This is a genomic window from Streptomyces sp. 4F14, assembly GCF_048159485.1.
Lineage (GTDB): Bacteria > Actinomycetota > Actinomycetes > Streptomycetales > Streptomycetaceae > Streptomyces.
This window is the reverse complement of the sequence record NZ_JBLRVY010000009.1, coordinates 336,743-350,375: the sequence shown is the minus strand read 5'-3', so window position 1 is coordinate 350,375 and position 13,633 is coordinate 336,743. Positions and strand designations below refer to the sequence as shown.

The 13,633-nt window shown below is 70.8% G+C and carries 13 protein-coding genes; 2 read left to right on the top strand and 11 right to left on the bottom strand.

The genetic code is table 11. The annotated features are described in order from the left end of the window. Window positions 1–232 precede the first annotated feature (232 nt). The 6 genes from ACLZOT_RS18560 to ACLZOT_RS18535 all read right to left on the bottom strand — a co-directional run bounded on the left by ACLZOT_RS18560 (window position 233) and on the right by ACLZOT_RS18535 (window position 7,580). The gene (locus ACLZOT_RS18560) at window positions 233–1,231 is read right to left on the bottom strand and encodes a sugar phosphate isomerase/epimerase family protein (RefSeq protein ID WP_416970054.1); all 999 of its coding nucleotides are present in this window, start codon (window positions 1,229–1,231) and stop codon (window positions 233–235) included. Between the two features lie 12 nt (window positions 1,232–1,243). Continuing rightward, on the bottom strand, window positions 1,244–2,458 hold the full coding sequence (locus ACLZOT_RS18555) for a Gfo/Idh/MocA family protein (RefSeq protein ID WP_416970053.1): 1,215 nt from the start codon (window positions 2,456–2,458) through the stop codon (window positions 1,244–1,246). A 217-nt stretch (window positions 2,459–2,675) separates the two neighbouring features. Beyond that, a complete protein-coding gene (locus ACLZOT_RS18550) occupies window positions 2,676–3,725 on the bottom strand; it encodes a substrate-binding domain-containing protein (protein WP_416970052.1) in 1,050 nt (349 codons plus the stop codon). 18 nt (window positions 3,726–3,743) lie between these two features. After that, window positions 3,744–4,763: an ABC transporter permease gene (locus ACLZOT_RS18545; protein WP_416970051.1), complete on the bottom strand. Its 1,020-nt coding sequence runs from the start codon at window positions 4,761–4,763 to the stop codon at window positions 3,744–3,746. Continuing rightward, window positions 4,760–6,277, bottom strand: coding sequence for a sugar ABC transporter ATP-binding protein (locus tag ACLZOT_RS18540; RefSeq protein WP_416970050.1), 1,518 nt, complete (start codon window positions 6,275–6,277; stop codon window positions 4,760–4,762). Before ACLZOT_RS18540 ends, ACLZOT_RS18545 begins: the two co-directional genes overlap by 4 nt. Window positions 6,278–6,398: 121 nt before the next feature. Then, a complete protein-coding gene (locus ACLZOT_RS18535) occupies window positions 6,399–7,580 on the bottom strand; it encodes an ROK family protein (protein ID WP_416970078.1) in 1,182 nt (393 codons plus the stop codon). A 239-nt stretch (window positions 7,581–7,819) separates the two neighbouring features. Here ACLZOT_RS18535 and ACLZOT_RS18530 point away from each other — a divergent pair, with 239 nt between their 5' ends. Continuing rightward, on the top strand, window positions 7,820–8,251 hold the full coding sequence (locus tag ACLZOT_RS18530) for a DUF4231 domain-containing protein (protein WP_416970049.1): 432 nt from the start codon (window positions 7,820–7,822) through the stop codon (window positions 8,249–8,251). 12 nt (window positions 8,252–8,263) lie between these two features. Here the strand turns inward: ACLZOT_RS18530 and ACLZOT_RS18525 are convergent, their stop codons facing one another. The 4 genes from ACLZOT_RS18525 to ACLZOT_RS18510 form a co-directional block, all read right to left on the bottom strand. Further along, entirely contained in the window at window positions 8,264–8,938 is a 675-nt protein-coding gene (locus ACLZOT_RS18525) for a GntR family transcriptional regulator (protein ID WP_416970048.1), read from the bottom strand. A 139-nt stretch (window positions 8,939–9,077) separates the two neighbouring features. Continuing rightward, the gene (locus ACLZOT_RS18520) at window positions 9,078–10,016 is read right to left on the bottom strand and encodes a beta-ketoacyl-ACP synthase III (RefSeq protein ID WP_416970047.1); all 939 of its coding nucleotides are present in this window, start codon (window positions 10,014–10,016) and stop codon (window positions 9,078–9,080) included. A 139-nt stretch (window positions 10,017–10,155) separates the two neighbouring features. Then, entirely contained in the window at window positions 10,156–10,281 is a 126-nt protein-coding gene (locus ACLZOT_RS18515) for an MFS transporter small subunit (RefSeq protein ID WP_262414566.1), read from the bottom strand. After that, window positions 10,259–11,584, bottom strand: a complete 1,326-nt coding sequence (locus ACLZOT_RS18510; RefSeq protein WP_416970046.1) for an OFA family MFS transporter — start codon at window positions 11,582–11,584, stop codon at window positions 10,259–10,261. The genes ACLZOT_RS18515 and ACLZOT_RS18510 overlap by 23 nt, the downstream gene beginning before the upstream one ends. Window positions 11,585–11,720: 136 nt before the next feature. Between ACLZOT_RS18510 and fdhD the strand changes: the two genes are divergently transcribed. Then, on the top strand, window positions 11,721–12,572 hold the full coding sequence (gene fdhD / locus ACLZOT_RS18505; protein WP_416970045.1) for a formate dehydrogenase accessory sulfurtransferase FdhD: 852 nt from the start codon (window positions 11,721–11,723) through the stop codon (window positions 12,570–12,572). Here fdhD and ACLZOT_RS18500 read toward each other — a convergent pair. Continuing rightward, window positions 12,558–13,538 (bottom strand): bile acid:sodium symporter family protein, encoded by a 981-nt coding sequence (locus tag ACLZOT_RS18500; RefSeq protein ID WP_416970077.1) that lies wholly within the window; start codon window positions 13,536–13,538, stop codon window positions 12,558–12,560. The genes fdhD and ACLZOT_RS18500 overlap by 15 nt on opposite strands. Window positions 13,539–13,633 lie beyond the last annotated feature (95 nt).

Here is a 13,633-nt window from a genome sequence, read left to right as displayed (position 1 = left end):
CACCGGGATGCGCCGTCATCCCGGGGCGGGGAGTACGGGGCTGACGGAGCGTGGATCCCGTCAGCCCGGACAGACCGGGTGGTTCGGTGGTTCGGTGGTTCGGTGGTTCGGTGGTTCGGTGGTTCGGTGGTTCGGTGGCCGAGTGGATCAGCCAATTTCGGCCACTTCACCGCCTCAACCGGCTCAGCGGCCAAGCGGCTCAGTGGCCAAGTGGCTCAGCCACCCACCCGGCTCAGCTGGAGAACGCCGCGTCGAACGATGCCGACGGCGGCTCGAAGTCGAACGTCTTGAGTCGGGCGAGCGCCTCCGGCGCCCCTTGGAGCCGGTCCATCCCCGCGTCCTCCCACTCGACGGAGACGGGCCCCTGGTAGTCGATGGACCGCAGCATCCGGAACACGTCCTCCCAGGGGACGTCCCCGTGCCCGGCCGACACGAAGTCCCAGCCACGCCGCGGATCGCCCCACGGCAAGTGGGAGCCGAGCCGCCCGTTACGGCCGTCAAGCCGCCTGCGGGCCTCCTTGCAGTCCACGTGGTAGATCCGGTCCCGGAAGTCCCACAGGAACCCGACGGGATCGAGGTCCTGCCACACGAAATGCGAGGGATCGAAGTTCAGCCCGAACGCGGCCCGATGGTCAACGGCCTCCAGGGCGCGGTGAGTCGTCCAGTAGTCGTAGGCGATCTCACTGGGATGCACCTCGTGCGCGAACCGCACCCCCTCGGCGTCGAAGACGTCCAGGATCGGGTTCCAGCGCTCGGCGAAGTCCTCGTACCCGCGCTCGATCATCGATTCCGGCGCGGGCGGGAACATGGCGACGAGGTGCCAGATCGCGGACCCGGTGAACCCGATGACGGTGTCGACCCCGAACGCGGCGGCGGCCCGAGCCGTGTCCCGCATCCGCTCGGCGGCCCGGCGCCGTACGCCTTCGGGGTCGCCGTCCCCCCACACCGCGGCGGGCAGGATCGCCTGGTGGCGTTCGTCGATGATGGCGTCGCAGACGGCCTGTCCGGCGAGGTGGTTGGAGATCGCCCAGCACTTCAGGCCGTACTTGTCGAGGAGTTGGTGCCGGGAGTCGACGTAGGACGGATCCGCGAGGGCCTTGTCGACCTCGAAGTGGTCGCCCCAGCAAGCGAGTTCGAGTCCGTCGTAGCCGAAGTCGCGGGCGAGCCGGCAGACCTCTTCGAGGGGAAGGTCGGCCCACTGGCCGGTGAACAGGGTGAACGGGCGCGGCATGTTCGGGCCTCCTCAGTTGACCGGGGTGTAGACGGAGTTCTTCTCGGCGCTCTCCTCGACGGCGGCGAGCACCCGCTGCACCTGGAGCCCGTCGGCGAACGACGGCTCGGGCGCCCGGAGTTCGGCGATCGCGTGGACGAGGTCGCGGGCCTGGTGGACGAAGGTGTGCTCGTAGCCGAGCCCGTGGCCCGGCGGCCACCAGGCACCGAGGTAGGGGTGGTCGGGCTCGGTGACGAGGATCCGCCGGAAGCCCGCCTCGGTGTCGGGCAACGTGCCGTCGTGGAACCAGAGTTCGTTGAGCCGCTCCAGGTCGAACCACAACGAGCCCTTCTCGCCGTTGAGTTCGATGCGCAGGGCGTTCTTGCGGCCGGTGGCGTAACGGGTCGCCTCGAAGGAGGCGAGGGCACCGGAGGCGAACCTGCCGGTGAACAGGGCGGCGTCGTCGACGGTGACAGTGCCGGTGGCCGAGGAAGTCCCCCCGGCGGAGAGGCCGCTCGTGGAGCCACCCGGCAGCGGCCTCTCCCGTACGAAGGTCTCGGTCAGAGCCGACACCCCGGCGAGCCGGTCGCCCGCCAGGTACTGGGCGAGGTCGACGATATGGGCGCCGAGGTCACCCAGCGACCCGGACCCCGCGTGCTCCTTCTGGAGCCGCCAGGTGAGCGGGAACTCCGGGTCCACCAGCCAGTCCTGAAGGTACGTCACGCGTACGTGGCGCAGTACGCCGAGCCGTCCCGCCGCCACCATCCCCCGGGCGAACGCGGTCGCGGGAACCCGGCGGTAGTTGAACCCGACCATGGCCAACTGCCCGCGCCCGTACGCCTCTTCGGCGGCCCGGGCCATCCCCTCGGCCTCCTCGACGGTGTTCGCGAGGGGTTTCTCGCACAGCACGTGCTTGCCGGCCGCGAGGGCCGCGAGGGCGATCTCGGCATGGCTGTCGCCGGGGGTGCAGATGTCGACGAGGTCGATGTCGTCGCGGGCGATCAGCGCGCGCCAGTCGGTCTCGGTGGATTCCCAGCCGTGCTGATCGGCGGCCCGGCGTACCGCGTCCGGGTCGCGTCCGCAGATCGCGGCGAGAACCGGGGTGCGGGGGAGGTCGAAGACCCGGCCGACGGTGCGCCAGCCCTGGGAGTGGGCGGCGCCCATGAAGGCGTAGCCGACCATGCCGACGCGCAGCGGCGGCTTCCCGGGTTCCCCGGCCGACTCCCTCGGCTCCTGCGGCTGTTCCATGCGGTGGTCCTCCTCGTCGTGGTGCGCGCGGTGGGGGATGCGGGCCCGGGGCCTCCCAGCAAGGGTCCCGGGCCTCTCAGCGAGGTTTCCCGGGCCTCTCAGCAAGGCGTGCCGGGCCTCCCAGCGAGGCGTACGGGGCCTCTCACCGAAGGCGAAGGCGTGCCGGCCCGTCACCCGGAGCCGGCCGGACCCGTCGTCCGGGCCCCGGCGGGGTCTGTCACCGGAAGCCGGTGGACATGTACTGGTCGACGTTGGTCTTGTCGACGACGGCCGAGTACAGGGTGATCGAGGCGGGGATCTCGAACTCGGCGAGCCCGCCGACGCCCTTGCCCTGGCCGAGGGCGCGGGCGAGGTCGATCGCGGAGGCGGCCATCGTCGGCGGGTACAGGACGGTCGCCTTGAGGACGCCGTTGTCCTGCTTGATGGCCTGGAACGCGGAGAGCGCGCCCGCGCCGCCGACCATCAGGAAGTCGTCGCGCCCGGCCTGCGAGACGGCGCGCAGGGCGCCCACGCCCTGGTCGTCGTCGTGGTTCCACAGGGCGTCGAACTGGGGCTGGGCCTGGAGGAGTTGGGCCATCTTGGCCTGTCCGGACTCGACGGTGAAGTCGGCGGCCTGGCGGGCGACCTTGCGGATGTTCGGGTAGTTCTTCAGCGCGTCGTCGAAACCTTGCGTGCGCTGCCGGGTGAGTTCGAGGTTGTCGATCCCGGCGAGTTCGACGACCTTCGCGTTCGCCTTGCCCTTGAGCTTCTCGCCGATGTACTGCCCGGCGTTGAAGCCCATGCCGTAGTTGTCGCCGCCGATCCAGCAGCGGTACGCCTGCGGGGTGTTGAAGATCCGGTCGAGGTTGACGACGGGGATCCCGGCGCGCATCGCCTTCAGCCCGACCTGGGTGAGGGCCTTGCCGTCGGCCGGCAGGATCACCAGGACGTCGACCTTCTTGTTGATGAGGGTCTCGATCTGCCCGATCTGCTGGGCGGTGTCGTTGGAGCCCTCGGTGATCTCCAGGGTGACGTCGGAGTACTTCTGGGCCCGCTTCTTGGCCTGGTCGTTGATCGCGTTGAGCCAGCCGTGGTCGGCCTGGGGTCCGGCGAAGCCGACGGTGACCTTCTTGCCGGGCTGGTCGTCGGCGGCGGGCTGCCCGCTGGTGTCGGCGGCCTGTTCCTTGTCGTCACTGGTCTCGTTGCTGGTGCAAGCCGTGAGAACGGCGGCGGCCGAGACTGCGGCGGTCCCGAAGAGCAGCCCTCTGCGGCTGGGGATGTGTGCCATGGCGGTGAGAACCTTTCCTCAGGTCGTGTTCGCGGTACGGCGCTGGACCAGGACGGCGGCGACGATGATCGCGCCCTTGGCGATCTGCTGGACGTCGCTCTGGAGGTTGTTCAGGGCGAAGATGTTGGTGATCGTGGTGAAGATCAACACCCCGAGCACCGAGCCGACGATGGTGCCGCGCCCCCCGCTGAGCAGGGTGCCTCCGATGATCGCGGCGGCGATGGCGTCGAGTTCGTAGAGGTTGCCGTTGGTGTTCTGGCCGGAGCCGGCGAGCACGATCAGCAGGAAGGCGGCGATCCCGCAGCACAGTCCGGAGAGCAGGTAGAGGTAGAGCCGCTGGCGCCGTACGTCGATGCCGGCGAGCCGCGCCGCCTCCGGGTTCCCGCCGACCGCGACGGCCCGGCGCCCGAACGTGGTCCGGTTCAGCAGGAGCCAGCCGACGACCGTCACGAACGCGAACACCATGACGAGCGGCGGAATACCGAGGACGTACGCGTCGCGCTCCCCGAGGTCGAGGACGCTGCCGATGGTGACGACCTGCGTCTGCCCGTCGGTGATCTGGAGGGCGAGCCCGCGCGCCGAGGCGAGCATGGCGAGCGTCGCGATGAACGGCACCATCCCGCCGTAGGCGATGAGCACCCCGTTGACGAGCCCACAGGCGAGGCCGACGAGGACGGCGGTGAAGAGGATCCCGGCGAAGCCGAACTCCTGGGTGGCGACGGTGGTCGCCCACACCGAGGAGAGGGCGACGATCGCGCCCACCGACAGGTCGATGCCGCCGGAGATGATGACGAAGGTCATGCCGACGGTGACGACGCCGATCACCGACGCCTGGGTGAGGACGAGTTGGAGGTTGCGGGTGTCGAGGAACTCGTCGGGCTTGGTGATCCCGCCGATGGCGATCAGGACGGCGAGAACGCCGACCAGGGAGAGCGTACGGACGTCGGCGCGGACCAGCACGGCACGCCAGCCGGGGCGTTGGTCCAGGGCGGGCACCTTGTCGGCGCTGTCCCGCGGCGGGGAGACGGGCTGCGTCATGACGCGGGGCTTCCTTCCATGACGAGGTCGAGGACACGGTGTTCGTCGAGTTCGCGGGCGGGGGCGGTGTGGACGACCCGGCCCTCGCGCAGGACCAGGACGCGGTCGGCGAGGCCGAGGACTTCGGGCACCTCGCTGGAGACGAGCAGCACGGCCAGTCCTTCGTCGGCCAACCGCCGTACGACGGCGTAGAGTTCGGCGCGCGCTCCGACGTCGACGCCGCGCGTCGGCTCGTCGAGGAGGAGCACCTTGCAGCCGCGCAGCAGCCAGCGGGCGAGGACCGCTTTCTGCTGGTTGCCGCCGGAGAGGGTGCGCACGGCGACGGACGGGTTGTCGGGCCGCAGGGAGAGTTCGCGGGTCGCGGCGCGAGCGGCGCCCAGTTCGGCGGTGCGGTCGATCCAGCCGGCCCGCGCGAAGCGGGAGAGGGTGGACACGGAGACGTTGCGGGTGACGGACTGGAGCATCAGCAGGGCCTGCGCCTTGCGTTCCTCGGGGGCGAGCCCGAGTCCGGCGCGCACGGCGGACGGTACGCTGCCCGGCCTCAACTGCCGTCCCTCCACCAGGACTTGACCGGCCGTCGGCCTGCGGGCGCCGTACACGGTCTCCAGGATCTCGGAGCGCCCGGAGCCGACCAGGCCCGCGAGTCCGAGGATCTCCCCGGCCCGCACCTCGAAGTCGACGGGCTCGAACTCGCCGTCCCGGGCGAGGCCGCGCACCTCCAGCACCGGAGTCCCTGACGGTGCGTCAACGGGCTTGTCGGGAAAGACGTATTCGACGTTGCGGCCGGTCATCAGCGCGACCACGTCCCGTGTCGGCGTCGACTCGGCGGGCAGCCCGCCCGCGACGGCCCGGCCGTCCTTGAGGACGGTCACCCGGTCCCCGATCCGGCGGATCTCCTCCAGCCGGTGCGAGATGTAGACGACGGCGACCCCGTCGGCGGTGAGGTCGGCGACGATCCGGAACAGGTTGTCGACCTCGTCCGGGTCGAGCGCGGCGGACGGCTCGTCCATCACGATCAGCCGGACGTCGTGCGAGAGGGCCCGCGCCATCGACACGATCTGCCGCTGCGCCGCCGACAGTGTGGCGACCAGCTTGCCCGGATCGACCTCGGGGTGCCCAAGTCGCTTGAGGAGAGCGGCAGTTGACGCCTTGGCCGACCGGGCGCGGACGACGAACCCGGCGGCCGTGGGCTCGTGGCCCAGGTAGACGTTCTCGGCCACCGACAGGTGCTCGACCAGGTCGAGTTCCTGGTAGATGGTGGCGATACCGAGGCGCATCGCGGCGATCGGGGAGCGCAGCGTGACCTCCTCGCCGAGCCAGCGGATCGTGCCGTCGTCGGGCTGGTGCGCGCCGGCCAGGATCTTGATGAGCGTGGACTTGCCCGCCCCGTTCTGGCCGAGCAGACAGTGGACTTCACCGGCCTGGACGTCGAGGTCGACGCCGTCCAGGGCGCGGACGCCGGGGAACGACTTGGTGATGCCGGACATGCTGAGCAAGGGTGCTTGTGGTGCCATGTGGTTCCCCTCGGCGGGCGGCGCGTGCGGGCCGGTGTCAGGGCGTGGTGGACTGCCGGACGGGTGAACTCCGTTGCAGGCCAGGCGTATTGAGAAGAAAGGGCAGCGCTGTACGGGACGCTTACGCGGGCGAGAACAGGTGGTCGCTGATCAGCCGGGCCGCGCCGATGACTCCGGCGGTGGGGCCCAACTCCCCCAGGACGATGGGCAGGTTGCCCGTCGCCAGGGGCAGCGACTGACGGTAGACCTGGGTGCGGATCGCGGCGAGCAGGGTGTGGCCGAGGCCGGTCACCCCGCCGCCGATCACCACCAGGCCGGGGTTGAAGAAGGAGACCAGCCCGGCGATGACCTGCCCCACCTGGCTGCCCCCCTCCCGGATCAGGTCGAGGGCGGTGGTGTCGCCGGCGACGGCCGCCGCGGCGACGTCCGCGCCGGAGAGGGTGCCGCTGGCGGCGAGCCGGTCGGCGAGTTCGGCGGACAGTCCCTGCCGGGCCGCCTCCATCGCGTCCCGGGCCAGCGCCGCGCCGCTGAAGTGGGCTTCCAGGCAGCCCCGGTTGCCGCAGGCGCAGGGCCGGCCGTCCGGTACGGCCCGGATGTGGCCGATGTCCCCGGCGCTGCCGGTCGTACCGCGGTAGACCTGGCCGCCGACGACGATGCCGCAGCCGATGCCGGTGCCGATCTTGACGCAGAGGAAGTCGGCGACGGACCGGGCGACCCCGGCGTGCTGCTCCCCCATCGCCATCAGGTTCACGTCGTTGTCGACCATGACCGGGCAGCCGAGTTCCTGGCTGAGCGCCTCCCGTACGGGGAAGCCGTCCCAGCCCGGCATGATCGGCGGCGCCACGGGGACGCCCTCGGGGAAGCGGACCGGGCCGGGGACTCCGATGCCCGCGCCGTCGATGCCGTCGGCGAGGCCGGTGGCCTTCAACTTGGCGGTCATGGCGAGGACTTGCTCGAAGACCGCGACGGGTCCCTCGCGGACGTCGAGCGGTTGGTTGAGGTGGCCGAGGGTCTCCAGCTCGGCGTTGGTGACGGCGACGTCGACAGAGGTCGCGCCGATGTCGACGCCCAGGAAGCGCAGTCCGGGGTTGAGGCGCACGTTGTGCGAGCGCCGTCCGCCCCGGGAGGCGGCGAGGCCGTCGGCGACGACGAGCCCCGTCTCCAGGAGCCGGTCCACCTCGACGGCCAGTTTCGACCGCGAGAGGTCGACCCGGTCGCCGAGCTGGGCCCGGGAACTCTGGCCGCCGTCCCTCAGGAGGTGCAGCAGCCGGGCCTGGTGGGCGTTCGCGGGCCGTGCCGTCATGCGTCTCACGTGCCCCTCCCCGCCTCGAATCGGCCGTCAGCTCGGTGCTTCAGCTCGGTGCTTTCGAAGGGAACGTAGCAGCGGGCGCCGAACCTGGGAAGAAGTTGTGCACGGATTGCCGTCAACTTTCTCCACTCACAGGACAAAGACGGGGGTGAGATCGTCCGGCGGTTCCGAAGAGGCGGAAATGTCCGAGGGGTTGGCTACGCTGGAGGTCCGTCGAGTGCAGGGGGGAGCACATGACCCAGGAGACGCCTGAACAGCCGGGGTACGCGATGGCGCTCGCGAACGCGTCGTACGACTGGTACCGCCAGGCCGCCGCCAAAGCCCGTACGTACTACCGGATCTCGGAGTGCCTCCAGATCGTGTTCGCCGCCGCGATCCCCGTGACGGCGGTCCTCTCCCCCGGCGACGCCAAGGCCCCCGCGATCCTGGGCGGGTTGGTCGTCGTCCTCACCGGACTGCGCTCCGTCTTCCACTGGCAGGACGACTACCTGCGCTTCAGCCAGGCCCGCGAGGCGATAGAGGCGGAGCGCAGGCTGTACCGGACGGGCGGCGAGCCGTACGACGAACCGGCGTCCAGGGAGCGGCGGTTGGCGGCGGCGGTCACGCGGGTGGAGCAGCAGGAGATGGGCGTGTGGGTCCAGCTGACGAGCATGCGCGAGGAGTAGACCTCCGAGAAACTACTTCTCCCGCTCGTGGTACGACCGCCGCGTGTGCTCCGTATGCTCCCGCATCAACCGCGTGGCCCGCTCCCCGTCCCCCTCCCCGATCGCCGCGATCAACTCCCGGTGTTCGTCCCAGGACTTGCGGCCCCGCTGCCGGGCGATCGGCGTGTAGTACCACCGCACCCGCCGGTCCACCTGCCCCGCCAGCTCCGCGAGGACGGCGTTGCCGGCGAGTTCCATGATGACCGTGTGGAAGCGGGCGTTGAGGGCGACGGCCGCGTCCACGTCGTCGCGGGCCACCGCGTCGAGGCCCTGTTCGTGGATGTCCCGCAGCTCCGCGAGCCCCGCCTCGGTCGGGTTCGCGGCGGCGAGCCGGGCCGCCTCGGCCTCCAGCAGCGTACGTACCGTGAGGAGCTGGTCGGCCTCCTCCTCGGTCGGCTCGTGCACGAACGCCCCTTGTGCGGGCCGCAGATCGACCCACCCCTCGGTGTTCAGCCGCTGCAGCGCCTCCCGCACCGGCTGGCGCGAGACGCCCAGGTGCCCGGCGAGTTCGCTCTCGACGAGGTGCTGGCCGGGCCGCAGCGCACGCGTGGTGATCAGTTCGAGCAGCGCCTCGTAGACGCGGTCACGCAGGGGCCCGGGCCGCTCCAGCCGGGGCACCGAGCCGTGCGGCAGTCCAGACGTCAACATCACGTCCCCCTCCTGGGCGGCACCCCAAGCACCAGACGCCGGGCGCCTGTATCGGAAAGCCAGTATCGATTGTCTTTCGTCTACAGTCTACGGCGCGAAAAAGCCCGGCCCGGAGCCACCGAAACCCGCCACACGCCCCCTACGGGCACCGCACCACCTGCCCCGCGTACGACAGGTTCCCCCCGAACCCGAACAGCAGCACCGGATCCCCCTTGGCGATCTCCCCCCGCTCCACCAACTTCGAGAACGCCATCGGAATGCTCCCCGCGGACGTGTTCCCCGACTCGACGACATCCCGCGCCACCACCGCGTTCACCGCCCCGATCTTCTCCGCGAGGGGTTCGATGATGCGCAGGTTGGCCTGGTGCAGCACGACCGCCGCGAGGTCGGCCGGCACGAGCCCGGCCCGCTCGCACGCCTGCCGGGCGAGCGGCGGCAACTGGGTCGTGGCCCACCGGTACACGCTCTGCCCCTCCTGCGCGAACCGCGCAGGCTGCCCCTCGATCCGTACGGCGTGCCCCATCTCCGGCACCGACCCCCACAGCACCGGCCCGATCCCGGACTCCTCGGAGCGCTCGACGACGGCAGCGCCCGCCCCGTCGCCGACGAGGACGCAGGTCGTGCGGTCGGTCCAGTCGGTGACCTCGGACATCTTGTCGGCGCCGATGACCAGCGCCCGGCTCGCCCCGCCGCCGCGCACGATGTGGTCGGCGGTGGCCAGCGTGTGGGTGAACCCGGCGCACACGACGTTGAGGTCCATCGTGGCGGGCTTCGGGATGCCGAGGCGGGCCGCGACCCGGGCGGCCATGTTGGGCGAGCGGTCGACGGCCGTGGACGTCGCGACGAGCACCAGGTCGATGTCGTCCGGGCCGAGTCCGGCGGCGGCGAGGGCCTTGGCGGCGGCGTGCGCGGCGAGCTCGTCGACGGGTTCGTCGGGCCCGGCGATATGGCGGGTCCGGATGCCCACCCGCGAGGTGATCCACTCGTCACTGGTGTCGACCATGCCCGCCAGCTCCGCGTTCGTGAGCTGCCTGGCGGGCTGGTAGTGGCCGACGGCGGCGATGCGAGAGCCGTTCATCTGGGGTCCCCTCGTGGCCTTGGGTAGCGGGATTCCCCAGTCTGATCAGTGACTCACGGGTACGCGGGCAGGTGAAGCGACAGGAATCGGGCGCACCTGTTGTCAGCTTCCCTCACAACTGGAGCGCCCTGAGCCGCTACTAGCCGGTAAACAGTTTCGTGGCCTTCTGGACGAGTTCGTACAGTCCGTAGGCCAGCGGCGCCCCCACCCAGACCCAGGCGAAGACGATCAGCGGGCGCCGGTCAGGCGGACTCTGCTCGGACATCGGCGGCCTCCTTCGGGGCGGCCGTCACATGGTGACGGGGATGGACGGGGCGGACCAGCTCGTTGGCGACGAAGCCGACGGCGAGCAGGCCGATCATGATGAACAGGGAGACGGTGTAGAGGGAGGCGCCGTCCTTGCCGGCCTCCTCCTGGCGGTCGGCGATCCAGTTGACGATCAGCGGGCCGAGCACGCCGGCGGTGGACCAGGCGGTGAGCAGCCGGCCGTGGATCGCGCCGACCTGGTAGGTGCCGAACAGGTCCTTCAGATAGGCGGGGATCGTCGCGAACCCGCCGCCGTAGAAGGACAGGATGACCAGCGCGCTGACCACGAACAGCGGCTTCGAGGAGTCCCCGAAGGTCGCGATCAGCCCGTACATCAGCGCGCCGACGCCCAGGTAGACGCGGTAGACGTTCTTGCGGCCGATCAGGTCCGAGGTCGACGACCAGCCGATGCGGCCCGCCATGTTCGCCGCCGACAGCAGCGCCACGAACCCGGCGGCGGCCGTCGCGGAGACCGTCTGCGAGGTGTTCGCGAAGAAGTCCGAGATCATCGGCGCGGCCTTCTCCAGGATGCCGATCCCGGCGGTCACGTTCATGCACAGGACGACCCACAGGCACCAGAACTGCGGGGTGCGGACGGCGCTGTTGGCGGAGACCTGCGGACCGGAGACCGAGACGGAGACCGCGGACGCCGTCTCCGCCGGCCGCGGCACCCGCACCAGCAGCACGCCGAGCGTCATGAACACGGCGTACGTCAGCCCGTGCACGAGGAACGCCAGCGCGATCCCGTCACTGTCCCTGCCGAACGACTCCAGCATCTGCGTCGACCACGGCGACGCGATGAGGGCGCCGCCGCCGAAGCCCATGATGGCGATGCCCGTCGCCATGCCCGGCCGATCCGGGAACCACTTGATCAGCGTCGACACCGGGGAGATGTAGCCGATGCCGAGCCCGATGCCGCCGATGAAGCCGTAGCCGAACACGATCAGCCAGTACTGCTCGGTCGCGGCGCCCAGCGCGGAGACCAGGAAGCCGGTCGAGAAGCAGACCAGCGCGACGGTCATCGCCCAGCGCGGGCCGTTGCGCTCGACCAGGGTCCCGCCGAACGCGGCGGACAGCCCCAGCATGACGATGGCGAGCTGGAACGGCAGCGCGCTCTGGGTCCCGCTGAGGTCGAGCGCGGACTCCAGCGGCGGCTTGAACACGCTCCAGGCGTACGCCTGACCGATCGAGAGGTGGACGGAGAGGGCGGCCGGGGGGACGAGCCAGCGGCTCCAGCCGGGCGGTGCGACAGGGGGACTCATGAATCCGGAACCGTAGGAATCTTCCCCGGCCTTGAGAAGCCCGGGGTCGACCGTATGCGGTGAACGGTATGCGCCAAGCGCCGAACGGTCGGCCTGATCGTTTCCCCGCTCCGGGCCCTGCGGGACAATGGAGGACATGGGACGAGTCACCGAACGCCGCAAGGTTGTCCGTATCCGCGACGGGGCCGTGTCCACACGCGCCGACACCCTCGTGGCCGAAGAGCCGCTGGAGATCCGGCTCAACGGCAAGCCGCTCGCGATCACGATGCGCACCCCGGGCGACGACTTCGCGCTCGCGGCCGGGTTCCTGGTCAGCGAGGGGGTGCTCGCGCACGCCGGGGACCTGCTCAACATCGTGTACTGCGCGGGCGCGACCGTCGACGGGAGCAACTCCTACAACGTCGTCGACGTCCGCATCTCGCCCGAGGTCGTCGTACCGGACATCACGCTGGAGCGGAACGTCTACACGACGTCCTCGTGCGGTCTGTGCGGGAAGGCGAGCCTGGACGCCGTACGGACCACCGCGCGCTGGCCGATCTCCGACTCCCCGCCGGTCCGCGTCTCGGCGGAGCTGCTGGCCGAGCTGCCGGACCGGCTGCGCGCCGCTCAGCAGGTGTTCGACCGGACCGGCGGTCTGCACGCCGCCGCGCTCTTCAGCGAGGAGGGCGAGCTGCTGGACGTCCGTGAGGACGTGGGCCGGCACAACGCGGTGGACAAACTGGTGGGCCGCGCCCTCCAGAACGGCGGCCTCCCCCTGTCCCGCACGATCCTCCTGGTCTCGGGCCGCGCCTCCTTCGAGCTGGCCCAGAAGGCCGTGATGGCGGGGATCCCGCTGCTGGCGGCGGTCTCCGCCCCGTCCTCCCTGGCGGTGGACCTGGCCGAGGAGACGGGGCTGACGCTGGTGGGGTTCCTGCGGGGCAGCTCCATGAACATCTACACGGGAGCCGAGCGGATCATCACCACGGCGGCGCCCTCACACGCGCTGTAGGGCCGCGGGCTCGTCCGCCTGCACAGCCTCGTCCCTGGCCCGCCTCTTCGCGATCACCGCGCACACCATGAGCTGCATCTGATGGAAGAGCATCAGGGGCAGGACCGCCAGGGACGCCTGGGCGCCGAACAGGACGCTGGCCATCGGCAGGCCCGACGCCAGGGACTTCTTGGAGCCCGCGAACTGGATCGCGATGCGGTCCTCGCGGCCGAAGCCGAGGGCCTTGCCGCCGTACCAGGTGAGGGCCAGCATCACCGCGAGGATGACGGCCTCCACCACCAGCAGGGCGCCCAGGCGCGCGGGGCTGACCTGGTGCCAGATGCCCCGGACCATGCCCTCGCTGAAGGCGGAGTAGACGACGAGGAGGATCGAGCCACGGTCGACGAGGCCGAGGATCCTCTTGTGGCGGGTGAGGAAGCCGCCGATCCAGCGCCGGGTCACCTGGCCCGCGAGGAACGGGACGAGGAGCTGGAGGACGATCTCCAGCAGGGAGTCCGCCGAGAAGCCGCCGCCCGCGCTGCCGAGGAGGGCCGCCGCCAGCAGGGGCGTGACGACGATGCCGATGATGGAGGAGAAGGAGCCGGCGCAGATGGCGGCGGGGACGTTGCCGCGGGCCATCGACGTGAAGGCGATGGAGGACTGGACCGTGGAGGGGACCAGGGTGAGGAAGAGGACTCCCTGGTAGAGGGGGTCGGTGAGGATCGTGGGGACGAGCGCGCCGGTCGCGAGGCCCAGCAGCGGGAAGATCACGAACGTACAGGCCAGGACCGTCACGTGCAGGCGCCAGTGCCGTAGGCCGTCCATCGCCTCGCGGGTGGAGAGGCGGGCGCCGTACAGGAAGAAGAGGAAGGCGATGGCCCCGGTGGAGACACCGGAGACCGTGTCGGCGGCCACGCCTCGCGCCGGGATCAGTGCCGCGAGCCCCACGGTTCCCAGGAGGAGAAGGATGTAGGGGTCGATCGGCATCCGGCTGGGCCATCGCAGGCGTTTCACTGTGCTCCACGTGCGCGTGTCGTACTGGTCGGTCTGGGTCGGTCTGGGTCGGTCTGGGTCGGTGGGCG